Raw genomic sequence first — 26,110 nt, forward strand, 5'->3', positions numbered from 1 at the left:
CGGGGACCGCATGTGGTCGATGTGCGTCGGGCGCTGTCCGTGGGCGCTAGGCTCGCGAAGAGACCTAACGGCGGCGCGCTGTGCCCACCGGCGCCGCGCACGAGAGGGTGATTGTCGTTGTCGGACATGACTTCGCTTCTGTCGCAAGTCATTCCCAGATACCTGGCGACGTCGGCGGGCGCACGGCTCGGTACCGGTTCCGATCGGACGCAGGCGGGTCTGCCCGAACCGGAGCCGGCCGAGGCCGAACGTATCCGCGCCCATGTGGCAATCGCCGCGGTCCGGCGTCCGGGCGAATCGGTTGTCGACGTCGCCACCGACGGTGCGGGTGGCATCGAGGCTGTGGTCGTCACCGATGACATGCCGCTGCTCGTCGAATCGGTGCTGGCAGCGCTCGAGCGGCACGGTATCGCCGTCGGACGCATCGATCACCCGGTTCTCACGGCGATACGTGATCCTCAGGGCGTGCTCACCGGGATTCGTGATCCGCGCGGCGGTCCGACCGAATCGTGGATATCGGTGTCCGGGCTGGCGAGCCGCGAGGCCGTCGACGATGTGCAACTGCGAGCCGAGATACTCCGCGGGATCGGCGTGGTCGCCGACATCGACGCCGATGCAGCCGACATGCGTGAGCGGCTGAACGCCTGCGCGGCCGCGTGCGCGGGCGCGCAACCCGGCGACCAGACCGGGCTGGCCGCCGGACGCGGCGAATATGCCGAGTTGCTGACGTGGTTCGCCGGTGACCACTTCGTCCCGCTGGGTTATGCCCGGCTCGACAGCTCGGGCAACCGTGTTGAGCGACTCGGCCTCAACCGGACCGAATCCGATGGTCCGGACGTCGAGGTGATCGATACCGCACCGTTGTTGCCGCGAGTGTCGCGGGTGTTCCTCGAAACCGGCATCCAGCGGTCGAGGTTCCCGATCCTCATCCAGGTCCCGGCCTTCGGCCCACACGCCGACGATGCCGGTGAGCATCGCTTCGTCGGCGTGTTCACCTCGTCGGGACTCCATCAGACGGTCCTCGACGTTCCGGTATTGCGTGAGAAGGTCCATGACGTGATCCGGCTTGCCGGCGTCGACGAGGATTCCTTCGCCGGTCGCACGATGGTCGAGCTGCTACAGAACTATCCGTTGGTCGAGATGTTCCAGGACCCGACCGCCGAACTGCACCGGCGGGTGGAGGAGATGCTGACGGCGGTCGCCACCCGCTCACTGCGGGTGTTCCTGCGTGTCAATCCCGCAGGCGCCGCCGCGACGGCGCTCATCTACCTGCCGCGCGACCGCTACAACACCCGCTCGCGGGAGATGTTGGAATCAGCAGTCGTCGAACTTCTCGGCGGCAGCGACCTCGAGTATGCGGCCCGCGTGAGCGAGAGACCGCTTGCGCTGCTGCAGGTGATGGCACGAGTCGATCCCGAAGATGCCCGGTCGTGGGGCTCGGTGGATGTCGACACCGAGCTGCGCCGGCAGCTGCAGACCACGCTCGCCGAGGCCATCCGCAGCTGGGACGAGCGGGTTCGTGAACTCGTCACCGCCGCCTCCGGCGAGCGCACGCTGCCACCCGACGGTGCCGACGGGATCCTGCGGATGATCGCCTCGCTGCCCGACGACTACAAGGACCAGCGCCCGCCCGCCGCGGCGGTCGGCGACCTCGCGCATGTGATGACGCTCGAACCCGGCGAACTCGCCGTCACCCTGGGAGATCCCACGTCGACCGGCGATGCGAACGGCCGGCCGCGCTGGGACTTCACCCTGTATCTGTGCGACGAGTCGGCGACCCTGACCGATGTGCTCCCGGTGTTACAGAGTCTGGGCGTCGACGTCATCGACGAACATCCCTTCGCGTTGTATCGGGACGACGACAAGCCTTGCCACGTCTACGAATTCACCGTCGTATTGACTGCTGGTATCGATGTCGACGCGGATACCGCGCACGATCTGCCGGAGCGGTTCACCGATGCCTTCGCCCAGATCTGGCGGCGTGACACCGAGATCGACGCGTACAACCAGCTGATCATCCGATGCGGCCTCGACTGGCGCGCCGTGACCATGCTGCGGGCGTACGGTCGCTATCTCCGCCAATGCGGATCTGCCTACAGCACAAGCCATGTCGCGGCCACACTGGGGCACCACCGCACGGTGACGCGGGGGCTGACCGCACTGTTCGAGGCCTCGTTCGACCCAGATGCCGTCGACGCAGGCGATCGTGATGGCGTGCTCGAACAACTCCGCTCCGATGTGGGCGAGATCCTGAGTCTGGACGCCGATCGTATCGTGTCGGCATTCACCGCGGTCATCACCGCCACCGACCGGACGAACTTCTACATCGTCGGCAAGTCCGCAGGCGCCCACGGCGGCTCGGCCGCCACGAGCGATCACCGCACCGTGCTGTCGTTCAAGTTGCGGCCCAAAGACATTCCGCAGACTCCCGAACCACGACCGCTGCATGAGATCTTCGTCTACTCCCCTCGAGTCGAGGGAGTGCATCTGCGGTTCGGCGCGGTGGCGCGTGGCGGATTGCGGTGGTCGGACCGCCGGGAGGACTTTCGCACCGAGATCCTCGGGCTCGTCAAGGCCCAGGGGGTGAAGAATGCGGTCATCGTCCCGGTGGGCGCCAAGGGCGGCTTCGTTCTCACCCGCCCGCCTGCGCCGACCGGAGATCCGGGCACCGACCGCGATGCGTTGCGTCATGAGGCGGTCGAATGCTATCGGATGTTCATCTCGGGCCTCCTCGACGTCACCGACAACATCGACCGGGCGAGCGGTGAGGTGATACCGCCGCGATCGGTGATCCGACGCGACGGCGACGATCCCTATCTCGTGGTGGCCGCGGACAAGGGGACCGCGTCGTTTTCCGATATCGCCAACGACGTCGCGCACCGTTACGACTTCTGGCTCGGTGACGCTTTCGCGTCCGGTGGTTCGGCCGGCTATGACCACAAGGCGATGGGGATCACGGCCCGGGGCGCGTGGGAGTCGGTGAAGCGGCACTTCCGGGAAATGGGAATCGACACGCAGACACAGGACTTCACCGTCGCCGGAATCGGTGACATGAGCGGTGATGTGTTCGGCAACGGCATGTTGCTCAGCGAACACATCCGCCTGGTGGCGGCCTTCGACCACCGCCACATCTTCGTCGACCCGACCCCTGACGTGGCGGCGGCGTATGGCGAGCGCGCCCGGCTGTTCGCCATGGCGCGCTCGTCGTGGGCCGACTACGACGCCCGCCTGATCAGCGCGGGCGGCGGCGTGTGGTCTCGTGAACAGAAGTCGATCCCGGTCAGTGCCGAGATGCGCACCGTCCTGGCGCTTGCGGATACGGTGCACACGCTTGCGCCGCCCGAACTGATCCGTGCGGTGCTGCTCGCCCCGGTCGATCTGCTGTGGAACGGCGGAATCGGTACCTACGTCCGCGCATCGACGGAGTCCGACGCCGAGGTGGGCGACAAGGCCAACGACGCGATCCGCGTCACCGGAGAACAGTTGCAGTGCAAGGTGATCGGCGAGGGCGGCAACCTCGGTGTCACCGAGCGGGGGCGTATCGAATACGATCTGGCGGGCGGCCGGGTCAACACCGACGCGATGGACAACTCGGCGGGAGTCGACTGTTCCGATCACGAGGTCAACATCAAAATCCTGCTCGATGCGGCCGTCTGGGCCGATCGTCTGGGGGCAGCGGACCGAAATCCATTGCTGGAGTCGATGACCGACGAGGTCGGGCGGCTGGTTCTCGCCGACAACATCTCTCAGAATGCCGAACTGGGATTCTCTCGTGGCTACTCCCGTGAGCGCGTCGACGTGCACGGGCGGCTGCTCGCCGGACTGGCGGCCCGCGGGGTGAGTCTCGAGCTCGAAGCGCTGCCGAACCCCACGCAACTACGCAAACGGCTCGCTTCGGAGTCTCGACGCGGGCTGACCTCACCGGAATTGGCCACCCTCATGGCACATGTCAAGCTCGCCGCCAAGGACGATCTGCTGGCAAGCGGTCTGCCAGACAACGACGTCTTCGACGGCCGGCTGTGCGGGTACTTCCCCGGTCCGCTTCGAGAGCGGTTCACCGACGAGATCCATGTCCATCGGCTGCGTCGGCAGATCGTGGCGACCGTCCTGGTGAACGATGTGGTGGATCGGGCCGGGCTCACCCACCTGTTCCGATTGGGCGAGGCCACCGCGGCGAACACCGAGGAGGCGGTGCGGGCCTTCGTGGTGACCGAAGAGGTATTCGGGGTCGCGGAACTGCTCGATCGTATTCAGAGTGCGGCAGCATCGATCGTCGCCGTCGACGAAATGCTGCTCTATGCGCGGCGCCTGATCTTCCGGGCGTCGCGGTGGTTCCTGGGTTTCCGGCCCCAGCCGCTGGCCATCGCTGCCGAGATCTCCCGGTATCGCGACCGTGTCGCCGCGCTGACACCGTTGCTCGACGGATGGTTCGGTGATGCGACGGCCGCCGATATCCGGCATCGCGCCGATCACTATAGATCGTGCGGGGTCGCATCGGATCTCGCGCATGATGTGGCAACCAGCCTGCACCGGTTCTGTCTGCTCGACATCATCGACGCGGCCGAGATCTCCGACCGCGATCCCGTCGAGGTCGGCGAACTGTACTTCGGTGTGGTGCAGCATTTCGGACTCGAGGAGCTGCTCACGGCGGTTTCCGAGCTGAAGTATGGTGACCGTTGGCATGCCTTGGCGCGCCTGGCATTACGTGACGACATGCACGGCGCGCTGCGTGCGATGACCCTGAAGATCCTGGAGGGCAGTGAGCCCGACGAGCCGGCCGCGCAACAGATCGACGAGTGGGAGGGTGCGCACTCCTCGCGCCTGGCGCGGGTGCGGTCGATGCTTGCCGAGATCGAGAAATCGGGCAACATCGATCTGGCCACCCTCTCGGTGGCGGCCCGTCAGCTCCGTAGTGTGATCAGGTGAGTGTGATCAGGTGAGTTGATCCGCCGCGACGAAGGGAACTGTGTGCGCTACGAGAACGAGGGAACGGCGACCGAGAACGGGTATGTGGTCGAGGTTCCGGTGCGCTGGTCCGACATGGACGTCTTCGCGCACATCAATCACGCTCGCATGGTGACCTTGTTGGAGGAGGCGCGGATTCCCTGGCTGTTCTACGACGGACGTCCCACCGCCGATCTGCGACGCGGGTGTGTGGTCGCCGACCTGCATGTGAAGTATCGCGAACAGATCCGGCATGACCAGGGACCGATTGTGGTGACGATGTTCGTGGAGAAGGTTCGTGCGGTGGACTTCGTCGTCGGATATGAGGTACGTCCGCACGGTGGGTCACCTCAGGACAAGCCGGCTGTTCTCGCGTCAACTCAGCTCGTGGCCTTCGATGTCGACGCCCAGCGACTGCGTCGACTCACTCCGGACGAGCGTGGCTATCTGGAAGGCTTCCGGCTGCCCACAACGATCTCGACAGAGCAGGGACGCCATGGCCGCTGAACGGTATCTGACTCTTCGGCGAAGCGAGGACCGCTCGGACGCCGTGGCCTTCCTCGGCCACGCCGAACGGCTCGAGGACGCCGCGGTGGTGCGACTGGCCGTCCGCCCGGACGGGCTGATCGGCATCTGGTCGCACACCGGTTTCGATGTGCTGGCCACGCGCGCGGTGTTCGGGCAGATGGCTCCCGGCGACCTGGTGAGCGATGCGGCGACGCTGCGTTCGGCGTTGGCGCAGGCCGAGCCCGGCACCGCCGTCGATCCCGGTATGCCGCTCGACTCGGCCTGGCGTGGTGCCTTGCCGGTCCTCACCGGTTATCAGCAGGTCGACGACGTCCCGGCGCGCGCGGTGGTCGGGCTCGTCCGCGAAGGTGCGCGGGTTGCCCGGGACGAGGGCAGTGCACACGGACCGGCGACCGGAGTGCTCGACCAAGACGTGCTCGAGGTGTCCTCGGCCGACGGCGCGCTGCGGGCCGCGGTGTCTCTGCGTTCGCTGTTCGCCCTGACCGCAATGGGTTTCATCCGCGATGCGCAGGGCGCTCCGATCACCGAGACGTCGGAGGTCGACGCGATCGCGCCGGCGGAGCCGGTCCGGATTCGGGTGTCGGCGGCCTGGATACGCATCGACGCGCGATACGGCACCGTCTATCTGCGCCGGAATCGTGATCTCGGCGTCACGGTCAAGTGAGGCGCGGCATCAGATCAGCCAGGCAGCTGCATTGGGGGCGAGATGTCCGTCGACGAGCGGTGCGCTGACCAGCAGCATCTCGCCCGGCGGTAGCGGCACCGGCGTATCGGTGGCGTTGAGCGCGCAGATCACTCCACCCGGCGAGCGACGGAAGGCCAGACATCCCTCGGGGGCGCCGTACCACTCGACCGCGTCACCGGTGAATTCCGTTCGGGTGGCCCGCAGTTCGATGGCTTGCCGATAGAGCGACAGCGTGGAGGAGATGTCCTCGATTTCGCGCTCGACGGTGAATCGGTCCCAGTCGGCCGGCATCGGAAGCCAGGTGTCGGCCGATGAGCTGAAGCCGTAGGGCGGCTCGGTGCCCTCCCATGGGATGGGGACACGGCAGCCGTCGCGTCCGCGTTCGGTGTGGCCGGAGCGCTCCCACGTCGGGTCCTGACGCGCATCGTCGGGCAGGTCCACGTTCGGCAGCGCCAGTTCGGCGCCGTTGTAGATGAACACCGTTCCGGGCAAGGCCAATTCGACCAACGCCATCGCGCGGGCGCGGGCGATGCCGACCTTGAGATCGACCGGCGAATCCAGATCTTGCGGATCGGTACGACCGTACCGGGTGACCTCGCGCTCGACGTCGTGGTTCGACAGTGTCCACGTCGGCGTCCCCGACACCCGTAGCACGGCATCGAGTGAGTTCTCGATCGCTTCGCGGATCGCCTCGGTGTCGAAAGACGCCTTGGCGAGCCGGAAGTTGAAACCGAGGTGCAGTTCGTCGGGGCGCAGGTATTCGGCGAACCGCTCGTTGTCCTCGACCCAGATCTCACCGACGTTGGCGGCACCCGGATATTCGTCGAGGACCGTGCGGATCTTGCGGTGGATGTCGTGGACTGCATAGTTGTTGAAACGCGGGTCGTCGTCGCTGTTGGCCAGCAGACCGACCGACTCGAGGTCCATGTCGGGCAGATTTTCGGGCTTGGCCATCCCGTGCGCCACATCGATGCGGAAGCCGTCGGCACCGCGGTCGAGCCAGAACCGCAGGGTGCGTTCGAGATCGGCGAAGACCTCGGGGTTCTCCCAGTTCAGATCGGGCTGTTCGGCGGCGAAGATGTGGAGATACCACTGTCCGGGGGACCCGTCGGCGTCGGCGACGCGGGTCCAGGCGGGACCGCCGAATACGCTGTGCCAGTTGTTGGGTGGCTCGTCGCCGTGTTCGCCGCGGCCGTCGCGGAAGATGTATCGGGCGCGTTCGGGGCTGTCCGGGGCAGTTGCCAACGCGGCCTGGAACCATTCGTGCTGATCGCTGGTGTGGTTGGGGACCAGGTCCATCGTTACGCGGATTCCCCGGTCGTGTGCCTCGGCGACCAGGTCATCGAAATCGTCGAGATCGCCGAAGATCGGGTCGATGTCGCGCGGGTCGGACACGTCATAGCCATGATCGGCCATGGGGGAGCGCATGATCGGGCTCAACCAGAGAGCATCGACGCCGAGTAACTCCAGATATCCGAGTTTGTCGATGATGCCCGCGAGGTCACCGACACCATCGCCGTTGAGATCGGAGAACGAGCGCGGATAGATCTGATAGAACACCGCTGATCGCCACCACGTGGTGTCGTTGGGATCGAGTTGGGGCACAACGGATTCTGCGTTTGCAGCCTGCGGTGCGGTGGTGGGCTCGTCCGGATCGATGGCGGCCGGGTCGCCGGGTGGATCAACATGCGGCGCAGCGCTTTGCGCCTCGTCGGCTGGGTCGGACACCGCATCCTCGGTGAGTGCGGTCGCGGTGTCCGCGTCGTCCTGACCGGATGGCGCATCGCTCGATGTCTCATCGCTCACGGTGGCAATTGTGCCCTACCTGATGTTTCGGTGAGAAACGCAGCCCTTTGCGGCGAGTCGTGAGCCGGGCGTGTCGGGATGCGTGGCGTCGAACTCCGGCATCGTGTCGTCGGCGCACGGGCAACCGATGTCATCGTGCTCGACCGGTACGGTCCGGCGCGGTCAGATCGGCGAATTCATCAGAGATTGGGCGGCCGAATCCATGTAGTCGACGAGCGCGCGCCGGTGCTCGTCGTCGAGTGTCTGCGAATCGATCTCGGCGATGGCGGTGTGCATGCAGCGCAGCCAGGCGTCGCGTTCGATCGGTCCGATCTTGTAGGGCACGTGCCGCATTCGCAGTCGAGGGTGTCCCCGCTCGTCGGAGTAGGTCCGCGGCCCGCCCCAGTATTGTTCGAGGAACATGCGCAGGCGTCGTTCCGCGGGGCGCAGGTCTTCTTCGGGATAGAGCGGCCGCAGGATCTCGTCCTTGGCGACCTCGGTGTAGAACGTCCGGATCAGCCGCTCGAAGGTGTCGGCGCCGCCGACCTCGTCATAGAACGACCGGGCCTGGGGTACTCGGGCGGGTTGCTGTGCACTCACACCACCAGTGTCCTCCACCCGAGTCTGGGCTCTCAAACCGTCGGCCTCATCCGGGCGGGGCGTGCGATGGCCGAAATGCCGGATGCGACTGTTCTCCCACCTGATTCCTGACAGGCGACCTGCACCAACACCTGAGAATTGGCGTGCAGGGGCACGGTCGGCGTGTTCCACTTGACGCGTCCGGTGCGCGCACACGGGAGGCGGTATGACACGCAAAGACCAGCGACACGTTCGCGATGTGTCGGTCGTGCATGGCGAAGCCAGGTCGGCCCGGGCCGTCCACCGGGGTACGGAACGAAAAGCCGCGTCGGCCGGGCAGGTGGAGGTGGCCGACGGCGGTCATCGCGCCGCGGGATTGTGGGGGCGGCGCCCGGTGCTGTTGCTCAACGCGACCTATGAACCACTCACCGCGATCACGCTGCACCGGGCGATCATCCTCATCCTGCGGGGGCGGGCAGTTGTGGTTCATGAGGCCGGCGGCGGCATGGCCGTTCATTCGGCGCAGACGTCGGTGCCGATCCCGACGGTGATCCGTCTGCGCACCTACGTTCGGGTGCCGTTCCGCGCGGTCGTTCCGATGACACGAGCCGCCCTGATGCACCGCGATCGGTTTCGCTGTGGGTACTGCGGAGCCAAGGCGACCACCATCGACCACGTCCTGCCCCGCAGTCGTGGAGGCGCCCATACCTGGGACAATTGCGTCGCATGTTGTGCCGGGTGTAACCATCGCAAGGCCGACCGGCTGCTCAGCGAGCTCGGGTGGGCACTGAACACGCCGCTCACCGCACCCAAGGGGCGGCATTGGCGATTGCTTGCGACGGTCAAGGAGATCGACCCGGCATGGGTGCAGTACATCGACGCCGGGGCCGCATGAGGCATCTACGACACGTCGTAGGCCCCACTGGGCCGCACCCCTGATGGTGGGCTAGATTGTTGAGGAAACCTAGGTGGTGCAGTGGTTTCGGCAACACGGGATGCCGATCGAAAGGATGTCATGGAAAGCACGATGACCGGTATCGGAGTCGTGGTCGCGGTCGTATGTATCGTCGCGGTGGTGATGTGCGTCGTCTCGATGGCGTTCTCGTCTGGACTCAAATACCCCAAGTTGGCGGAATACACCCTCGATCAGGAGTGGACCCACAAGCCGCTGCTGTTCAGTGCGACCGAGATCGAGCCGATGGCACTCCCGCATCACGCGGAACCGACCGATCTGGATGGAGGCTCGGCCAGTGGCAAATGGTGAACTGACTCAGGCAGGAGCCGCAGGCGTCGCCCCGGGTCGCGTCAAGCTCTCGCCCGCCACCGCACTTCCGATGGGGACCGTGATCACCAACAGTGGTCGCATCTCGTCGACCCGCTTCCCCGGACAGACTCCGGGTACGCCGCCGTTCTCGCAGCGCGATCTGATCGCGCTCGACGAGGCGCTGAAGGCAGCCAGTGAGAAGGCGCTCGTGCGATTCTCGGTCTACGTCGGTGAGCTCGGCGAAAATGCAGTCGGCGATGCCCGCGCCGTACTCGCCCAGTGCCCTGAACCGGCCAATGGGGCCCTCATCGCGGTGGCGCCGAACACCCATGATGTCGTCGTGGTCTCCGGGCTCCGGGTCGCCGATCGTGTCAACGACCGCGTCGCCCAGCTCGGTGTGACCGCAGCGATCGGTAGCTTCCGGTCGGGGCACCTCATCGACGGGCTCATCGCGGCCCTGCACGTCGTCGCCACGGCCGCAGTACCCTCTTGATCGTCCCAGTACCCTCTTGATCGTCCCAGTACCCTCTTGATCGTCCCAGTACCGTCCTGATTCGGGGAACCCCTCGTGGTCTCCCGACACTGATTCCCGAATGCGGGCTCGCAAGAGCCCGCATTCGGCGTTTCTGGGGGTTTGCAGGTGTCGCCCGCGACGAAGGCGCCCGCCGGGGTCACCGCGTGGGTGGTCCGACGGGCGCTTTCTGCTCCTGCTAGTGCTCGGCGTCGAACTTCTGTGCCCGCAACGATCGTTCGACCCCGGCGCGGCCTTCGATGATCAATCGTTTGAGGGCGGCGGGGTGGTCGGCGGCGAGGAACCCGTCGGCCGCGGCCAGTGCCGCCTCGGTGATCTCCCACGACGGATACAGACCCACGACCACGGTCTGGGCCACCTCGCTCGTGCGGCGCGACCACACTGCGGGCACCGCATCGAAGTACTTTTCCACGTAGTTGCCGAGCAGCGAATCCTGACCGGGCCGGGCGAAGCCCGCAACAACCGCGCGGGTGTAGATGTTCGACGCGGCGTCGTCGTCGACGGCCCGTACCCATGCGTCGGCCTTGGCCTCGGCGAGCGGGCGGGCGGCACGTGCGGTGGCGGCCTGACGGGCACCGGCCGCGGTGTTGTCCCGGTCCGCCTCGGCATCGATGACCGGGGTCGTGGAACCGGTGTCGATGGCGCCGGCAGTGGCCAGCGCGACCACGAGCTTCCACCGCAGATCGGTGTCGACGGCGAGACCGCTCAGGCCATGGGTGGCGGGATCGTCACCGTCGAGCAGGCCGCGTACCACGTCGATCTGGTCGTCGTTCAGCTTTCCGGCGAGCAGTGTGTTCACGAATGCCAGCTGGTGATCCGATCCGGATTCGGCGCCACGCGCGAGCTCGAGCAACCGCGCGGAGAAGGCGGGGCGCCCGGTGTGTTCGGCCCACGTCGGGTCGGCATAGGACTCGATCGCCGTGCCGGCCTGCAGCAGCACTCGCTGCACCACACCGATCTCGGTCTCGGCGGCGATACCGCGCTGTACCAGTTCGACGAAGTCGCGGGCGGCCATCTCGGTCTGCCGGGTCATCTCCCACGTCGCCGACCACACGAGTGTGCGGGGCATCGAGTCGCTGATGTCGGCGATGCGTTCGGTGGCGGTGGCCAGCGAATCCGGGTCCAGGCGTACCGAGGCATAGGTCAGGTCGTCGTCATTGATCAGCACGAGCTGCCCGCGCCCCACCCCGACCAGATCGACGACGTCGGTGCGCTCACCCTCGACGTCGAGTTCCACACTGTGTGAACGGATCAGCGCTCCCGAACCGTCGTCGCCGTAGACCCCGACGCGCAGCCGGTGCACGCGAGTCTCCCCGGCACCCGGTTGTGCACCGTCTTGGATGATGGTGAACCGGGTGAAGGTGCCGGAGTCGTCGACCTCGAAATCGGGACGCAACACGTTGATACCGGTGGTCTTGAGCCACTGGCCACCCCACTCCGACAGATCCCGGCCCGACGACTTCTCCAGTGCGGCAAGTAGATCGGCGAAGGTCGCATTGCCGAAGCGATGCGTGGCGAAGTAATCGCGCAGGCCGGCGAGGAAGTCGTCGAGCCCGACGTAGGCGACGAGTTGCTTGAGTACCGACGCGCCCTTGGCGTAGGTGATGCCGTCGAAGTTGACCTCGACCGCGGCGATGTCGGGAATGTCGGCGGCGACGGGGTGCGTCGAGGGCAACTGGTCCTGCCGGTAGGCCCACGACTTCTCGACGTTGGCGAAGGTGGTCCACGCGCTCGAGTACTCGGTGGCCTCCGCCTGGGCCAGCACCGACGCGAAGGTGGCGAAGGACTCGTTGAGCCACAGGTCATCCCACCACTTCATGGTGACGAGGTCGCCGAACCACATGTGCGCCATCTCGTGCAAGATGGTCTCGGCGCGGCGCTCATAGAGGTATTTGGTGACCCGGGACCGGAAGACGTAGTCCTCGAGAAAGGTGACCGCGCCCGCGTTCTCCATGGCACCGGCATTGAACTCCGGCACGAACAGCTGATCATATTTCCCGAACGCATACGGGAGTCCGAAGTTCTTGTGGTAGAAGGCGAATCCCTGTTTGGTCTCGGCGAACAGTCGCTCGGCATCCATGAATTCGGCGAGCGAGGCACGGCAGTAGATCCCCAGCGCAATGGTGCCGTGGTCGTCGGTGTAGGAGTCGGTCCACACCGCGTACGGCCCGGCGATCAGCGCTACGAGGTACGTGCTCATCGGCGGTGTCTCGCGGAAGCGATGGACACCGGGCTCGGCGGTGCCGTCGTCGACCACCGGACCGTTGGAGATGACCTTCCAGTCGGTCGGCGCGGTCACCGATATGGCGTAGGTCGCCTTCAGATCGGGTTGGTCGAAACACGCGAACATCCGCTTGGCGTCGGCCGTTTCGAACTGCGAGTACAGGTACACCGAGTCGTCGGTGGGGTCGACGAAGCGATGCAGACCCTCGCCGGTGTTGGAGTAGGCGCAGTCGGCGACCACTGTCAACGTGTTCTCGGCGCCGAGCGTGGACAGTGGGATACCGACGGATTCGTCGAAGTCCGACACGTCGAGTTCGGTGCCGTTGAGCGTGGCAGAGTGCAGCTGCGGGGCGACGAGGTCGATGAACGTCGACGATCCCGCGGTCGCGGTGAAGGTGACCGTCGATGTCGAACGGAAGGTGGTGGCGCCCGGTGCGCCGTTGCCGTCGGTGAGGTCGAGGTCGATGACGTAGCGGGTGACGTCGACGGTGGCGGCGCGCTCGCGGGCCTGATCACGGGTGAGGTTCGGGGCAGTCACAGCGGCCAGCTTAGCCGTGTTGGGCGAACCGGATCCGGGTCCGCGCGGGCACGGATGATGTGACGGTCCGGGTGCGGATGGAATGTCGCCGCGTGTGGTCGGGTTGAATCGACTGTGTCCCGGAGCGGGTCGGCGCGTGCCTGCCGCATCGCGGGAACCCCATGACGAGAAGGGATGCATGTATGTCGAAGGATCGTGTGGATTTCTGGTTCGACCCGCTGTGCCCGTGGTGCTGGATCACCTCGCGGTGGATTCTCGAGGTCGAGCAGGTACGCGACATCGAGGTGAACTTCCACATCATGAGTCTGGCCGTCCTCAACGAGGGACGCGACATTCCCGACGACTATCGGGAGAAGCTCAAGGAGGCGTGGAAGCCGGTGCGGGTGATCGCCGCCGCGGCGGCACAGAAGGGCGATGAGATCCTCTCGCCGATCTACACCGCCTTCGGCACCCGCATCCACAACCAGCAGGTCAAGGACTTCGGCGTCGTCGTCGCCGAATCGCTCGCCGAACTCGGTCTTGACCCGGAATTGGCGAAGGCCGCCGATTCGACGGAATTCGACGACGCGATCCGCGAGAGTCACCACCGCGGGATGGACAAGGTCGGCGACGACGTCGGCACCCCGACCATCCACATCAATGATGTGGCCTTCTTCGGGCCGGTGCTCTCGCGGATTCCGCGCGGCGAGACAGCCGGAAGTGTCTGGGACGGCGCGCTCGCGCTGGCCTCCTACCCGCACTTCTTCGAGCTCAAGCGTTCTCGCCACGAAGACCCCGAATTCGACTGAGGGGAAGATTGATTCGGGCGTGATGGCAGCGATCGCCGCCCGTCTCGATCGACACCGTCGGAGCCGCGGCCCCGTCCTCCCGTGGCCTGCCGCCGATGCCGCTCTCGGGCGTCGCGGGCAGGTTCACGTCGGGCCGGGGCCGGGCTCTATAGTGTCGGCATGCGCGTATACGTGGGTGGAGATCATGCCGGGTTCGAACTCAAGACGGCCATCGCCGAGCATCTGCAGGCCACCGGTCACGAGGTGATCGATTGCGGGGCACACGCCTACGACGCCGTCGACGACTATCCCGCGTTCTGCATCGCCGCCGCGGAAAAGGTGGTGGCAGATCCGGGCAGTCTCGGGATCGTGCTCGGCGGCAGCGGCAACGGCGAGCAGATCGCCGCCAACAAGGTGCCCGGTGCCCGCTGCGCCCTCGCCTGGAGTGTGGAGACCGCGCAGCTCGCCCGCCAGCACAACAACGCCCAGCTGATCGGAATCGGTGGCCGGATGCACACCACCGCGGCGGCTTTGGAGATCGTCGACGCGTTTCTCGCCGCACAGTGGTCGGAGGAGCCGAGGCATCAGCGGCGCATCGACATTCTGTCCGAATTCGAAGAGACCGGTGTGGCCCCCGCCGTACCGGAGGCGTGACTCGTCACGTTCGGTGTTGATCGAACGCGTGGCACACGATGCCTGAGGGCCACACCTTGCACCGGCTCGCGCGCCGGCAGCAGAAGTGTTTCGGCGGCCGAGAGGTCCGTGTGTCGAGTCCACAGGGCCGTTTTGCCGCGGGCGCGACCGTCGTCGACGGCATGGAGTTCCATCGTGCAGAGGCGTGGGGCAAGCATTTGATCCAGCGCTACCGGGATGGCGCGCGCCAACAGATCGTCCATGTGCATCTGGGTCTCTACGGCGGATTCACCGAACTGCCGGTGCCGATGGGGGAGCCGATCGGTCAGGTGCGGATGCGGATCGTCGGCGACGAGGTGGGCATGGATCTGCGGGGCCCGACCGCGTGCGAACTCTACACACCTGCCGAGCTCGATGACCTCGTCGCCCGGCTCGGTCCCGATCCGCTACGTCGCGGCGCCGACCCGGAACGCGCATGGCAGGCGATTCATCGTTCTGCCCGGCCCATCGGCGCGCTGCTGATGGATCAGAAGGTGATCGCGGGTGTGGGCAACGTCTACCGTGCCGAAGTATTGTTCCGGGCACGCCTCGATCCGCTGCGGGCCGGACGTGGCGTAGGCCGAGCGGCCTTCGACGAACTGTGGACCGATCTCGTGACGTTGATGCGAATCGGGGTGCGCCGCGGGCGCATTCACGTGGTGCGGGTCGAGGACGACTACGGTCCGGGCTCATATGCGCCCGACCGCCCGCGCACCTACGTCTACCGACGTACCGGCGAACCGTGCCGAATCTGTGGTACCCCCATCGCCATGGCCGAGATGGCTGGACGAAATCTGTACTGGTGCCCCAACTGTCAGCGGTGAGCGCCCAGGCGATGAATGAGGATGTAGTGGACGAGTCTGTGGCTCAGCGTGATTCGTGACGTTGGGCCATGACGAGCAGCTCGTCGCGCTGGGGTCCGGTCGACATCTGTGCGATGCGATCATAGAGGCGCCGGTGACTGGGTCCGGGGAAGAGAAAACGTTCACGCAAACGTGCGAACGACATGGGTACCGCTTCTTTCATACTTCTGGGAGTAGTTGATCGTTGATTACGGAATCAACCCCATCCATTGTTCGCGTTACGACAGTGTAAATCAATCTGGTTCCCGGTGATCCTGGTAACCCCGCGGACTACGACATGCGGGCCGCGAACGCGTGACCGGCCCGGTCACGACGGACTCTCAGAGTATGTTCAGGCGACTGCGCAGCGCTTCTCATCGGAGACGATGACGATGGATTCATGAGCGTCGACTGCGAGAGCGGCATCGGGCCCACGGTCACCCACGACCCCGACAGGTCCGCTGAGATGGGGGCGGGGCCGCGCGTGCGCGTGTTGGTGGTCGGCGGCACCGGCGAGTCCTTCGACGGCGACACCCGCCGCGAGGTCACCGGGCTGCTTGCCGGGGTCACCGGCGCGCTCGACGATCGGTTCTTGCCGCAATGGGTGGGATATCCCGCCAGTTATGGCCCGGCTCCGCATGTCTCGGGAATGAGTTTCGCCGATAGCGTCGACGCGGGCGTACGGCGAGTGTCCGCAGCGCTCGCCGAGACAGCTGGGCCGGTCATGATGGTCGGGTATTCACAAGGCGCGGTGGTGATCCGGCGCGCGCTCGCCGAACTACCGGCGTCATCGACCGCACAAATCCTGGCCGTCGGGTTCGTCGCCGACCCGCATCAGCCGCCAGATGCGGTAGCCGGATGTCACGGGTGGGGTGTGGCCGGGCCCGGTCCCGTGCTGCCGCCCGGTTTGCCTGCTCGATGGGTTGGCACCCCGGCGGACATGATCTGCAACGCCGCGCAGGACTCATTCGTCCGCGACATCGCCGATCTCACCCGGGCCCTGACGTTGGCGGCGCCGCGTCGATGGATGACAACGATCTGGAAGGTACTGCGCGACAACTCTTTCCAGAATGCCGACGTGACCTCTGTCAGGCCGGCGCAGTGGCGGCGGGACGTGGCGCGGTTGGCATCGGCATGGTGTGAGGTACGGGGCTATCTGCCGCCGGTCATCACCTGGCGCGGTATGGCCTTCGGCAACTCCATCGGTGGTAGGCACACCGCCTACCACGACGAACCGTACCGGCGGGACTCGGTGACCGATCCCTGTACCACAGGTTGTGAGTCACTGGCCCGCTGGATGCAGGTACAGGTGACCTTCACGCTCGGCGGCGTACCGAACTGAGGAAGTGGGTTCTCCCCGCGAGAGCACAGCAAAAAGGGCCGGCCCCCGCGGGGCCGGCCCTTGTTTGCTGTGCTCAGTGGATGCGAACGTCAGTCGCAGTCAGTTGCCGTCGTACTGGCCGCCGACGGTGCCGGTGACCACGATCGGGGTGCCCTGGCCGACGGTGTCATAGACCCACTTGCCGTTCTCGGTGCTCACATTGATGCAGCCGTGGCTGACGTCGCTCTTGCCCTGTTGCTGGACCGACCACGGCGCGGCGTGGATGAAGATCCCGTCACCCGACATCCGGGTCGCGTACTCGACGTAGGTGCGGTAACCCTCCGGCGAGTTGACCGGCACACCGTAGGTGGAGGAGTCCATGTACATGTCACGGTACTTCTCCCGGGTGTGGTAGACGCCGTTGGGAGTCGGATGCTCGTTGGTGCCCATCGAGATCGGCATCGACTTGACGAACTTGCCGTCGTTCCACCAGTAGATGGTGTGATTCGAGTCCTGCGCGAGGGCGACCCAGCCGGTGGGAGTCGCCACGTTCGGCTTGGCCGGCACGCCGGGGGTCTCCTGGGTGGTGGTGGCCGGCGGCGGAGGCGGTGTGGTCGGCGCAGGCGGCGTGGTGGTCGGCGGTGTCGGGAGGCCGGGGATCGAGGGCACCTCGACGGGCGGGAGTCCGGGGACGACCGTGATCGGGGCCGCCTGGGCCAAGCCGGGTAGGGCAAGCGCCACGGCGAGTACACCGAGTACGACGGCCACGAGGCGGCCCATGCCGCGTCGACGACGAGGTGAGTTGGTGGTGTTCAGCACGGAAGTTGAAACCTTTGCTTGTGGGACATCCGAGCGCTCCCCCGAGGGCGCCGAACCATCGTTACACAACTGTTGCCGCGGGCCCAAGACGTAGCGCGGCCTTGGCGCCTATGACGGTCTTGTATCGGCGATCCGTCATCTGAAAACCAAAGGTGAGAGTCACGCCGACGGAAAGTGTGATTGCGGTCACACTCGGGTACCTGTATGCGTCAACCGGTACGAATGATCAGCTCACGACGGGCGGTCACCGGCCGGGTGCGATGCCGGTCTCGTGTCAGGCGGGCTGAAGATGTTCGGTGTGCAGATGCCGCGACGGTTCAGAGCACCCCTCGTCGCGGCAGACGAGCGTGGTGTCGACCCGGCGACTGCCGCTCGAACTCTCGGTGACGTCCTTGCGGACATGCAGATTCGCCCCGCACGAGGGGCACTTGCGCCGGCTCTTGAGATAACTGGAAGGCATGGCCCAAGCCTACGCGTGAAGTGGCACAGATCACATCGATGGCTGCGGGCCACGCAGCGCCGCGACGGACTTGGGCCGGTGCGGTCCTGCGAGTCGAACAGCCGCGGGGATCTGCCGCCGGTGGCGCTTCCGGTTCGCGCGCGCGACGTAGACTGCGCCCGCCTCGCGTGCCCGGAAGTTCATGTCGTCGGGAGCATGCAGGAGCCAGAACACGACGGCGAGGGTGGCGGCGACGATCAGCACGATCAACACGGATTTCTCCTCTGGTCTGGTGGAACCCCCGGCGGTCGGGGGATACCGAAGACGCTATTGAGGACTTCTGCCCAGGTCAGCGGCCTGTGGGCGGAACTTTGCCGACCGCCCGGGGGCTGAGGCGGAATCCGACCAGGGGTGGATGTGCGACCCGTGCCGCGGGGATAGAATCGACGAATGCGCTGGTTGGAGGCGCACTACCGCCACGCCCTGGACATGTTCGGGTTCGAGTACCCGACGAGCTACATGCTGATCGCCGACCTCGGCGTGTTCACGCTTTGTGTGGCTGCGGTCGCGCAGCGCGTGCTCGCGGGTCCGTCCGGTCTCGACTGGGTGTGGATCTCCTCAGCAGTTGTCGCGGCCCTCGTGCCGCACGGGGCGTGCCTGTACGTGGGCTGGAAGCCACGGATTCTCGGGGTGACGGCGTTCACCATCGCAGCGGTCGTCTTGTTCTGGCAGGTTCCCGTCAAGGTGGATGTGGCCACTCTGTTGCTGCCGCTGGCGGCGACGATCATCGCTGCGGCGGCGACCCGGCGCAATGCGGTGATCTCCACCGCAGCTCTGGCGGCGACCGCCTTCGGCGGCAGCGTCGCCGGGGTCATCGCACAGGGCTGGCTGGTCGTCCTCATGGTCGGCTTCGGCGGCGTGGTCGGGTACCTCCTGCAAAAGCAGCTACTTCTGCTGCGCTCCGAGCGGCTCGCGCAGACGCAGCAGATGGCCTTGGATCGGGCAGCGATCGCCGGTGAGGTCCACGATGTGCTCGCGCACTCGCTGAGCATCATGATGCTGAACGTCACCGCCGCGCGTCGGGCGTTGCGGGAACACCAGGACCTGCCCGAAGCCGCCGAGGCGCTCGAGGACGCCGAACAGGTGGGGCGCTCGGCGATGCAGGATGTGCGCCGCACCATCGAACTGCTGCGTTCCACCGACGCGACGGCACCGACCACACCGCAACCAGGCCTCGCCGATCTCCCTGAACTGATCGACGGATTTCGGCGTGCGGGCGTCGACGTCGACGAGGCGGTCGAGCCGGGCCGGGTCAGTGCCGGAACCGGATTGGCGGTGTATCGCGTCGTGCAGGAATCACTGTCGAACGCGAGCAGGCATGCCGCCGGTTCGTCGGTGAGCGTGTCGGTATACCCGGAGTCCGCTGATGTGCTGGCCGTGCGGATCAGCAACGGCGTGACCGTCGGTACCGGTCGTGGCGGCGGAGGTTCCGGTCTGGCCGGGATGGCCTCGCGGGTCGAGCATTGCGGCGGGACGTTCCGCGCGCAGATCGTCGACGGACAATGGCGGGTGGAGGCGTTCTTTCCGATCGGTGCACGCGCAAGGCACACCACCGACACCGCGTCTGCGGTGGAGCCTGAAGCCGTTGGATTCCACAGTGGCACAGATGGACTCGGCCCCAGGGTGTCGGTGTCCGACGGTCCCTCCGTAGCTGGTTCGGTATGACGACCGGCGTCGCTCTGGTCGACGACCAAGATCTGGTGCGTGCTGGTCTGCGCAGAATCCTTCGCCCCCGGGACGGATTCGAGGTGGTCGCCGAGTGCTCCGACGGTGACGAGGTCGTCGATATGGTGGCCTCGAACCGGCCCGACGTGGTGGTCATGGATCTGCGCATGCGGCGGGTCGGGGGAGTGGAGGCCATCCGTCGCCTCGCCCGCACCACATCGCCGGACCGGTCGCCACCGCCGGTCCTCGTGCTCACCACCTTCCGTGACGAACAGTTGCTCTCTGCGGCGCTACGAGCGGGCGCGGCCGGCTTCGTGCTCAAGGATTCGCCCGCCGAAGAACTGATCCGGGCGGTCCGCCTCATCGCCCAGGGCGATGCGGTTCTCGATCCGGCCGTGGCCGCGCATGTACTCGACACCTACCGGAGTGCACCGGCACCGATATCGGCGCAGGATGGCGACCACGACTGCCTGACCTCACGCGAACTGACCGTGCTCGCGCTCGTCGGGCGCGGGCTCTCCAACGACGAAATCGCGGCCGAACTGGTGATCTCGGTGGTCACCGTGAAAAGCCACATCGGAAAGATATTCACCAAGCTCGGCGTGCGCGACCGCGCTGCCGCCGTCATCTACGCCTTCGATCACCGGATCGTCGAGCCTCGCGTGTGAGGCGGCGGCCGGCACGAATGGCTGCGGGTCGGTGATCGAGAATGATGCTGTTGACTGCCACGGCGTCTGATTGCCACTGCGTCTGATTGTCACTGCGGGGTCGAGTGATCTTCTCGCACAAATGAATAGAAGCCGAAGCGGCCGGTGTCGACTCTGAGTGAGTCGGTGTGGACGCTTGCTGCGTTCAGCGCTATTCGTGCGTTCCGGGCTGTTCGTGCGTTCCGGGTTGTTACAGCGCCGGCCGCGTCCGGTGACGGTACAGCGCGAACATCGCAAGCCACACGGTCGCGACGGCCACCGCTTCCATCACCCGGTTGCCGACAACCATGCCGACGAGAGCGATCGTGACGAGCGGTTCATGTGTCCGATTCTATCGAGTTGCGACATCAGGTGAAGTGGGTGATCGTGGCGTCGAACTTGTCGGCGGTGGGGAAGCCGAGCCGGGCTCGCCGATCGCAACCGAGGTTGCGCGGTTGCCCGAAAGAAAAAGGCCAGAGGGTGAAAATGCCCTCTGACCTGCGGAGCGGGTGACGGGAATCGAACCCGCGTAGCTAGTTTGGAAGACTAGGGCTCTACCATTGAGCTACACCCGCGTGCGCTCGCGTGGTGCCCGGATGATCCGCCGGCCGCCGTGGTGCGCGGATGAGACTGTACCTGCTCGGGGCGCCGGAACCGAAATCGCCCCGGCGGATACGCGTCGGGAGCACGAGTGGTGGCGGGCGTGCGGCGGACCGGGTTTCCCTCCGGCGTGCACCGACCCGTAACATCATCGGTCGGTCCTGTACGCGCGCATCCTTCGGTCGGTGATGTGCCGCGCTGCCGGGTCACGGGATGTGGCGCAGCTTGGTAGCGCATCCGCTTTGGGAGCGGAGGGTCGCAGGTTCGAATCCTGTCATCCCGACTATCACCGGCCTGACCCAACAGGACGGGTCGAGACGCTCAAGGCGTCCGTCGGCGTCCGCAACGCAGAAATAGGAGCATCGAAGCGTGAAGAGCACCGTCGAGCAGCTGAGCCCCACCCGGGTGAAGCTCCACGTGGAAGTACCGTTCGAGGAGCTCTCGGGCGATTTCGATCAGGCCTACCGGGTACTCGCCCAGCAGGTCCGCATCCCCGGATTCCGCCCGGGCAAGGCCCCCGCCAAGTTGATCGAGGCGCGCGTGGGCCGGGATTCGATCCTCGGTCAGGTCGTCAACGACGCATTGCCGGGCAAATACAGCCAGGCGGTCGCCGAGACCGAGACCAAGGCGATCGGGCAGCCCGAGATCGACCTGGAGGAGCTCAAGTACGGCGAGACCATCACGTTCTCCGCGGAGGTCGATGTCCGGCCGGAGCTCGACCTGCCCGACTACTCGACCCTGTCGGTAGAGGTCGAGCCGCTGGTCGACGACGCCGCGGCGGTCGACGAACAGGTCGAGAGCCTGCGTGCCCGCTTCGGCACCCTGGTCGGGGTCGATCGCGCGGCCCGCGACGGTGACATGGTCTCCATCGACCTGTCGGCCACCGTCGACGGCGAGGCCGTCGACGAGGCGTCGACCGAAGGTCTCTCGCACGAGGTCGGCTCCGGCGACCTGATCGACGGACTCGATGAGACTCTCGTCGGGCTCAAGGCCGGCGCGTCGAAAGTCTTCACCACCGAACTCGTCGCCGGCGATCATGCCGGCCAAGAGGCACAGGTCTCGGTCACCGTGAATTCGGTCAAGGAGCGCGAGCTACCCGAGTTCGACGATGAGTTCGCGCAGATGGCCAGCGAGTTCGACACCGTCGACGAGCTGCGCGAGTCCCTCGTGCAGCGGGTTGAGCAGTCCAAGAAGCTCGACCAGGCCAACAAGATTCGCGATGCCGTGCTCGACGAGCTGCTCGAGAAGGTCGAGATCCCGCTGCCGGAAAATGCCGTGCAGGGAGAGGTCGATGGTCAACTCGAGCAGGTTCTGCACAGCATCGGACACGACGAGGCCGTCTTCGCTCAGTTGCTCGAGGCGCAGGGCACCACTCGGGAAGCCTTCGAGGCCGACGCCCGCGAGGGTGCCGAGAAGTCCGTGCGTACGCAGCTGCTCCTCGATGCGATCGCCGATCAGCGCGAGACCCAGGTCGGCCAGGACGAGCTGACCCAGCAGATCCTGTTCTCCGCGCAGCGATACGGCATGGCTCCGCAGGAGTTCATCCAGCAGCTGACCCAGGCGAACCAGGTCGGTGCGGTCTACGCCGACGTGCGGCGGAACAAGGCGCTCGCCGAAATCGTCAAAGAGGTCACCGTCACCGACACCGACGGCAACACCGTCGACCTCACCGAGTTCTTCGGCGACCCCGACGCCGTCGACAGTGCCGAGAGCAATGACGACGCTGCGGACGTGAAGGGCGACGACGCCTGATCTTCACGTTTCGTAACAGCCGGATTCCAGTGATGGTGTCCGGCTGTTCGCGTCTGTGACTTGTCGCTGCGGATGTTCTGCTGTGAGCGAAGTAGGGCACCGGTGGGAGTGTCTCGGGGCGCGCATTGGTTAGTGTCGGTGACGACGCCGCACCGCTGACGCCGTTCGGCGATCCGAGACAAGCGCCGCCACCCGACTGCACAGAATGGACGAGCAACAAACCACGACGTGCGTGTCGATCAGACCGGCACGAGTCAGACCGGGGTTGCCCCGGGACCGGCACCATCCAGACAGGTACCACACCGACAGGTAAAGGCAGGAATCGTGAGCAAGCCGATGATCCACACCCCTTCGATGAGCTCAGGAGTCGCCGGGCTGAATCTCACCGATTCGGTGTTCGAGCGACTGCTGCGCGAGCGCATCATCTTCCTCGGCACGCAGGTCGACGACGACATCGCCAATCGGCTGTGCGCGCAGATCCTGCTGCTGGCCGCCGAGGATCCGACCAAGGACATCCACCTCTACATCAACTCGCCCGGCGGATCGGTGACCGCGGGCATGGCCATCTTCGACACCATGCAGCTCGCGGAATGTGACGTTGCGACCTATGCGATGGGTATGGCCGCGTCGATGGGCCAGTTCCTCCTGGCAGCCGGCGCCAAGAACAAGCGCCATGCGCTGCCACACTCGCGCATCATGATGCACCAGCCGTCGGCGGGAATCGGTGGAACCGCGGCCGACATCGCCATCCAGGCAGAGCAGTTCGCGGCGACCAAGAAGGAGATGAATCGGCTCAATGCCGAGTTCAGTGGTCAGCCGCTGGAGAAGATCGAGGCCGACGCCGATCGCGACAAGTGGTTCACCGCAGACGAGGCCAAAGCGTACGGGCTGGTCGATCACGTGATCACCCGGCCCGTGGCCAAGCCCTGACCCGGTTCCGCCCAGACCATTCGTCGTATCCCAACCTCACGGAGCAGACCATGACCAACATCTCCACCCCGGACGCACTGCCCGCCGATGTGGCTGCGGGAATCCCCGCTGCTGCGCTCGCCCTGAAAGCCATCGAGGCGCGCTACATCCTGCCCCAGTTCATCGAGCACACCCCCAACGGGCAACGGCAGTACGACCCGTACGCCAAGCTGTTCGAGGAGCGGATCGTCTTCGTCGGTACGCCCATCGATCAGACCGTCGCCAACGATGTGATGGCGCAATTGCTCGTCCTCGAGTCGCAGGACCCCGATCGCGACATCACCATGTACGTCAATTCGCCCGGCGGCAGCGTCCCCGACATGCTCGCCATCTACGACACGATGCAGTACGTGCACTGTGACATCGTGACCGTATGCCTCGGCGAGGCGGCCTCGGCAGCGGCGATCCTGCTCGCCGGGGGTACCCCGGGAAAGCGCGCCGCACTCCCGAACGCCACGATCCTGATCCATCAGCCGCGTACCGGTGGGGCCTACCAGGGTCAGGTCTCCGACCTCGAGATCCAGGCGGCCGAAATCGAGCGCATCCGCGGCCTGCTCGACGAGATCCTCGCCTCGCATACCGGGCAATCGGCCGAGAAGATCCGTGAGGACACCGACCGCGACAACATTCTCACCGCCGATGCCGCCAAGGAATACGGCATCATCGACGAGGTGTTCGAGTACCGCAAGAAGTCCATGAAGAAGTGAGTCAGCAGCACTGAGTCGGCCGCAGTCTGCACCGGGGCACGAGAGGTCGGTCGAGGTGGTCGCCGGCATCGGCCGGCGACCGGGGAATGTGACATTCTCACGCGACATTTGCCCCAAGCGGTCGAAGTAACGAGCAGGCGCGGGTACCGTCGGGAGGGCGAACGTTGGTGGCGCTCGAGTACGAACCCGAGCCCTCCGGGTGGCCACGACCGTCCGCGCCGCGCCTGTCTCCCGTCGCCGCCGATCTGGTGGCGGCGGCATCGAGCAGCCACGCAACATCGAGGAAGTAGGTACAGCACACGATGGCACGAATCGGAGACGGTGGCGATCTGCTGAAGTGCTCCTTCTGCGGAAAGAGTCAGAAGCAGGTCAAGAAGCTCATCGCCGGTCCCGGCGTGTACATCTGCGACGAGTGCATCGACCTGTGCAACGAGATCATCGAGGAAGAGCTCGCCGAGAACGGCGACGTCAAGCTCGATGAACTACCCAAGCCGGCCGAGATCAAAGAGTTCCTCGAGAACTACGTCATCGGCCAGGACACGGCCAAGCGCACGCTCGCAGTGGCGGTCTACAACCACTACAAGCGCATTCAGGCGGGGGAGAAGAAGGAAGCCCGCAGCGGTGAGATCGTCGAGCTGATGAAATCCAACATCCTCATGCTCGGTCCGACCGGTTGTGGCAAGACCTATCTCGCCCAGACACTCGCGAAGATGCTGAATGTTCCGTTCGCAATTGCCGACGCGACGGCGCTGACCGAAGCCGGATACGTCGGTGAGGATGTCGAGAACATTCTGCTGAAGCTGATCCAGGCCGCCGACTACGACGTCAAGCGCGCCGAGACCGGCATCATCTACATCGACGAGGTGGACAAGATCGCCCGCAAGAGCGAGAACCCGTCGATCACCCGGGACGTCTCCGGTGAGGGTGTGCAGCAGGCGCTGCTGAAGATCCTCGAGGGAACCCAGGCGTCGGTGCCCCCGCAGGGTGGCCGCAAGCATCCGCATCAGGAGTTCATCCAGATCGACACGACGAACGTGTTGTTCATCGTCGCGGGTGCGTTCGCCGGTTTAGAGAAGGTGATCTCGGAACGAATCGGTAAGCGCGGCATAGGTTTCGGCAACGAGGTCGCGTCGAAGAACGAGGTGGACACCACCGATCATTTCTCCTCGGTGATGCCCGAGGATCTCATCAAGTTCGGTTTGATCCCGGAGTTCATCGGTCGGTTGCCGATCATTGCGTCGGTGACCAACCTCGACAAGGAATCGTTGGTCTCGATCCTGTCGGCGCCGAAGAACGCGCTGGTGAAGCAGTACACCAAGCTGTTCGAGATGGACAACGTCGAACTCGAGTTCAGTGCGGATGCGCTCGAGGCGATCGCCGATCAGGCGATCCACCGCGGCACCGGTGCGCGCGGGCTGCGGGCGATCATGGAAGAGGTGCTGTTGCCGGTGATGTACGACATCCCGAGCCGCACCGATGTCGAGAAGGTCGTCGTCACCGCCGAGACCGTCAACGACAACGTGCTGCCGACGATCGTGCCGCGGGCCGACAGCGACGACGAACGGCGCGACAAGACGGCCTGAGTCCCGACGCCGGTACGCCCGGCCCAATCGGTAGAAGTTCACCACTCCCGCCCGGTCGGTCACGACCGGGCGGGAGTGGTGTGTTCCGGCCATCGGCCGGAGGTGTGCCCGGCGGGCCGACGGTCGAATACTTGTTGTGCGACACCGGTA

The 26,110-nt window shown here is 65.7% G+C and carries 22 protein-coding genes and 2 tRNA genes; 17 read left to right on the forward strand and 7 right to left on the reverse strand.

Annotated features, from left to right (window positions below; translation table 11 throughout):
• The first annotated feature begins 126 nt into the window (after positions 1-126).
• Genes ACPXB3_RS00530 through ACPXB3_RS00540 form a run of 3 tightly spaced genes read left to right on the forward strand, consistent with a single transcriptional unit; the run spans position 127 to position 6,136 of the window.
• On the forward strand, positions 127-4,926 hold the full coding sequence (locus ACPXB3_RS00530; RefSeq protein WP_425725949.1) for an NAD-glutamate dehydrogenase: 4,800 nt from the start codon (positions 127-129) through the stop codon (positions 4,924-4,926).
• Positions 4,927-4,968: 42 nt separating this feature from the next.
• The gene (locus ACPXB3_RS00535; protein ID WP_425703076.1) at positions 4,969-5,451 is read left to right on the forward strand and encodes an acyl-CoA thioesterase; all 483 of its coding nucleotides are present in this window, start codon (positions 4,969-4,971) and stop codon (positions 5,449-5,451) included.
• On the forward strand, positions 5,441-6,136 hold the full coding sequence (locus ACPXB3_RS00540) for a hypothetical protein (RefSeq protein WP_425703078.1): 696 nt from the start codon (positions 5,441-5,443) through the stop codon (positions 6,134-6,136). Before ACPXB3_RS00535 ends, ACPXB3_RS00540 begins: the two co-directional genes overlap by 11 nt.
• A 9-nt stretch (positions 6,137-6,145) precedes the next feature.
• On the opposite strand, the gene ACPXB3_RS00545 is transcribed toward ACPXB3_RS00540, so the two are convergent.
• Together ACPXB3_RS00545 and ACPXB3_RS00550 are read right to left on the reverse strand one after the other, a co-directional pair.
• Positions 6,146-7,972: an alpha-amylase family glycosyl hydrolase gene (locus tag ACPXB3_RS00545; protein WP_425703519.1), complete on the reverse strand. Its 1,827-nt coding sequence runs from the start codon at positions 7,970-7,972 to the stop codon at positions 6,146-6,148.
• Positions 7,973-8,125: 153 nt separating this feature from the next.
• Positions 8,126-8,542: a globin gene (locus ACPXB3_RS00550; protein WP_425703080.1), complete on the reverse strand. Its 417-nt coding sequence runs from the start codon at positions 8,540-8,542 to the stop codon at positions 8,126-8,128.
• Positions 8,543-8,747: 205 nt separating this feature from the next.
• Here ACPXB3_RS00550 and ACPXB3_RS00555 point away from each other — a divergent pair, with 205 nt between their 5' ends.
• The 3 genes from ACPXB3_RS00555 (at position 8,748) to ACPXB3_RS00565 (ending at position 10,278) form a co-directional block, all read left to right on the forward strand.
• Positions 8,748-9,416, forward strand: coding sequence for an HNH endonuclease (locus ACPXB3_RS00555; RefSeq protein ID WP_425703082.1), 669 nt, complete (start codon positions 8,748-8,750; stop codon positions 9,414-9,416).
• 132 nt (positions 9,417-9,548) lie between these two features.
• Positions 9,549-9,785 carry a hypothetical protein gene (locus tag ACPXB3_RS00560; protein ID WP_425703083.1) on the forward strand — a complete coding sequence of 79 codons (237 nt, stop codon included), beginning with the start codon at positions 9,549-9,551 and terminating at the stop codon, positions 9,783-9,785.
• The gene (locus ACPXB3_RS00565; protein ID WP_425703085.1) at positions 9,772-10,278 is read left to right on the forward strand and encodes a DUF5130 domain-containing protein; all 507 of its coding nucleotides are present in this window, start codon (positions 9,772-9,774) and stop codon (positions 10,276-10,278) included. The genes ACPXB3_RS00560 and ACPXB3_RS00565 overlap by 14 nt, the downstream gene beginning before the upstream one ends.
• 217 nt (positions 10,279-10,495) lie before the next feature.
• Here the strand turns inward: ACPXB3_RS00565 and pepN are convergent, their stop codons facing one another.
• Complete coding sequence (pepN, locus tag ACPXB3_RS00570; protein ID WP_425725951.1) at positions 10,496-13,078, reverse strand: aminopeptidase N; 2,583 nt, start codon at positions 13,076-13,078, stop codon at positions 10,496-10,498.
• Between the two features lie 182 nt (positions 13,079-13,260).
• Between pepN and ACPXB3_RS00575 the strand changes: the two genes are divergently transcribed.
• From ACPXB3_RS00575 to ACPXB3_RS00590, 4 genes are all read left to right on the forward strand, one after another.
• Positions 13,261-13,866 (forward strand): DsbA family oxidoreductase, encoded by a 606-nt coding sequence (locus ACPXB3_RS00575; protein ID WP_425703089.1) that lies wholly within the window; start codon positions 13,261-13,263, stop codon positions 13,864-13,866.
• 159 nt (positions 13,867-14,025) lie between these two features.
• Positions 14,026-14,499, forward strand: a complete 474-nt coding sequence (locus ACPXB3_RS00580; RefSeq protein WP_425703091.1) for a ribose-5-phosphate isomerase — start codon at positions 14,026-14,028, stop codon at positions 14,497-14,499.
• Between the two features lie 38 nt (positions 14,500-14,537).
• Positions 14,538-15,341 (forward strand): Fpg/Nei family DNA glycosylase, encoded by an 804-nt coding sequence (locus ACPXB3_RS00585; protein ID WP_425725953.1) that lies wholly within the window; start codon positions 14,538-14,540, stop codon positions 15,339-15,341.
• 484 nt (positions 15,342-15,825) lie between these two features.
• Positions 15,826-16,701, forward strand: coding sequence for a PE-PPE domain-containing protein (locus ACPXB3_RS00590; RefSeq protein WP_425703521.1), 876 nt, complete (start codon positions 15,826-15,828; stop codon positions 16,699-16,701).
• Positions 16,702-16,800: 99 nt separating this feature from the next.
• Here the strand turns inward: ACPXB3_RS00590 and ACPXB3_RS00595 are convergent, their stop codons facing one another.
• The 3 genes from ACPXB3_RS00595 to ACPXB3_RS00605 all read right to left on the reverse strand — a co-directional run bounded on the left by ACPXB3_RS00595 (position 16,801) and on the right by ACPXB3_RS00605 (position 18,211).
• The gene (locus tag ACPXB3_RS00595) at positions 16,801-17,499 is read right to left on the reverse strand and encodes a L,D-transpeptidase (RefSeq protein ID WP_425725955.1); all 699 of its coding nucleotides are present in this window, start codon (positions 17,497-17,499) and stop codon (positions 16,801-16,803) included.
• Positions 17,500-17,773: 274 nt separating this feature from the next.
• A complete protein-coding gene (locus ACPXB3_RS00600) occupies positions 17,774-17,959 on the reverse strand; it encodes a hypothetical protein (RefSeq protein ID WP_425703097.1) in 186 nt (61 codons plus the stop codon).
• Positions 17,960-17,989: 30 nt separating this feature from the next.
• Positions 17,990-18,211 (reverse strand): hypothetical protein, encoded by a 222-nt coding sequence (locus tag ACPXB3_RS00605; RefSeq protein ID WP_425703099.1) that lies wholly within the window; start codon positions 18,209-18,211, stop codon positions 17,990-17,992.
• Between the two features lie 177 nt (positions 18,212-18,388).
• Between ACPXB3_RS00605 and ACPXB3_RS00610 the strand changes: the two genes are divergently transcribed.
• Together ACPXB3_RS00610 and ACPXB3_RS00615 are read left to right on the forward strand one after the other, a co-directional pair.
• Positions 18,389-19,663: a sensor histidine kinase gene (locus ACPXB3_RS00610; RefSeq protein ID WP_425703101.1), complete on the forward strand. Its 1,275-nt coding sequence runs from the start codon at positions 18,389-18,391 to the stop codon at positions 19,661-19,663.
• Positions 19,660-20,331 (forward strand): response regulator transcription factor, encoded by a 672-nt coding sequence (locus ACPXB3_RS00615; RefSeq protein ID WP_425725957.1) that lies wholly within the window; start codon positions 19,660-19,662, stop codon positions 20,329-20,331. The genes ACPXB3_RS00610 and ACPXB3_RS00615 overlap by 4 nt, the downstream gene beginning before the upstream one ends.
• A gap of 522 nt (positions 20,332-20,853) precedes the next feature.
• Here ACPXB3_RS00615 and ACPXB3_RS00620 read toward each other — a convergent pair.
• Positions 20,854-20,924, reverse strand: a tRNA-Gly gene (locus tag ACPXB3_RS00620).
• 234 nt (positions 20,925-21,158) lie between these two features.
• On the opposite strand from ACPXB3_RS00620, the gene ACPXB3_RS00625 reads away from it, so the two are divergent.
• From ACPXB3_RS00625 to clpX, 5 genes are all read left to right on the forward strand, one after another.
• Positions 21,159-21,232: transfer RNA gene (locus ACPXB3_RS00625), tRNA-Pro, on the forward strand.
• Positions 21,233-21,318: 86 nt separating this feature from the next.
• On the forward strand, positions 21,319-22,701 hold the full coding sequence (gene tig / locus ACPXB3_RS00630; protein ID WP_425703105.1) for a trigger factor: 1,383 nt from the start codon (positions 21,319-21,321) through the stop codon (positions 22,699-22,701).
• Positions 22,702-23,025: 324 nt separating this feature from the next.
• A complete protein-coding gene (locus ACPXB3_RS00635; protein WP_425703107.1) occupies positions 23,026-23,631 on the forward strand; it encodes an ATP-dependent Clp protease proteolytic subunit in 606 nt (201 codons plus the stop codon).
• Positions 23,632-23,681: 50 nt separating this feature from the next.
• Positions 23,682-24,377 carry an ATP-dependent Clp protease proteolytic subunit gene (locus ACPXB3_RS00640; RefSeq protein ID WP_425703109.1) on the forward strand — a complete coding sequence of 232 codons (696 nt, stop codon included), beginning with the start codon at positions 23,682-23,684 and terminating at the stop codon, positions 24,375-24,377.
• A gap of 302 nt (positions 24,378-24,679) precedes the next feature.
• Positions 24,680-25,960 carry an ATP-dependent Clp protease ATP-binding subunit ClpX gene (gene clpX, locus ACPXB3_RS00645; protein WP_425703111.1) on the forward strand — a complete coding sequence of 427 codons (1,281 nt, stop codon included), beginning with the start codon at positions 24,680-24,682 and terminating at the stop codon, positions 25,958-25,960.
• Positions 25,961-26,110 lie beyond the last annotated feature (150 nt).

Source organism: Gordonia sp. DT219 (assembly GCF_049847065.1).
Taxonomy (GTDB): domain Bacteria; phylum Actinomycetota; class Actinomycetes; order Mycobacteriales; family Mycobacteriaceae; genus Gordonia.

Bases quoted from the DNA above. Each gene is read 5' to 3' on its own strand.
- ACPXB3_RS00600 (WP_425703097.1), bottom strand. From the start codon at position 17,959: ATGCCTTCCAGTTATCTCAAGAGCCGGCGCAAGTGCCCCTCGTGCGGG.
- ACPXB3_RS00560 (WP_425703083.1), top strand. From the start codon at position 9,549: ATGACCGGTATCGGAGTCGTGGTCGCGGTCGTATGTATCGTCGCGGTG.
- ACPXB3_RS00610 (WP_425703101.1), top strand. From the start codon at position 18,389: ATGCGCTGGTTGGAGGCGCACTACCGCCACGCCCTGGACATGTTCGGG.
- ACPXB3_RS00575 (WP_425703089.1), top strand. From the start codon at position 13,261: ATGTCGAAGGATCGTGTGGATTTCTGGTTCGACCCGCTGTGCCCGTGG.
- ACPXB3_RS00540 (WP_425703078.1), top strand. From the start codon at position 5,441: ATGGCCGCTGAACGGTATCTGACTCTTCGGCGAAGCGAGGACCGCTCG.
- ACPXB3_RS00530 (WP_425725949.1), top strand. From the start codon at position 127: ATGACTTCGCTTCTGTCGCAAGTCATTCCCAGATACCTGGCGACGTCG.
- ACPXB3_RS00640 (WP_425703109.1), top strand. From the start codon at position 23,682: ATGACCAACATCTCCACCCCGGACGCACTGCCCGCCGATGTGGCTGCG.
- ACPXB3_RS00580 (WP_425703091.1), top strand. From the start codon at position 14,026: ATGCGCGTATACGTGGGTGGAGATCATGCCGGGTTCGAACTCAAGACG.
- clpX (WP_425703111.1), top strand. From the start codon at position 24,680: ATGGCACGAATCGGAGACGGTGGCGATCTGCTGAAGTGCTCCTTCTGC.
- ACPXB3_RS00585 (WP_425725953.1), top strand. From the start codon at position 14,538: ATGCCTGAGGGCCACACCTTGCACCGGCTCGCGCGCCGGCAGCAGAAG.
- ACPXB3_RS00555 (WP_425703082.1), top strand. From the start codon at position 8,748: ATGACACGCAAAGACCAGCGACACGTTCGCGATGTGTCGGTCGTGCAT.
- ACPXB3_RS00615 (WP_425725957.1), top strand. From the start codon at position 19,660: ATGACGACCGGCGTCGCTCTGGTCGACGACCAAGATCTGGTGCGTGCT.
- ACPXB3_RS00590 (WP_425703521.1), top strand. From the start codon at position 15,826: ATGGGGGCGGGGCCGCGCGTGCGCGTGTTGGTGGTCGGCGGCACCGGC.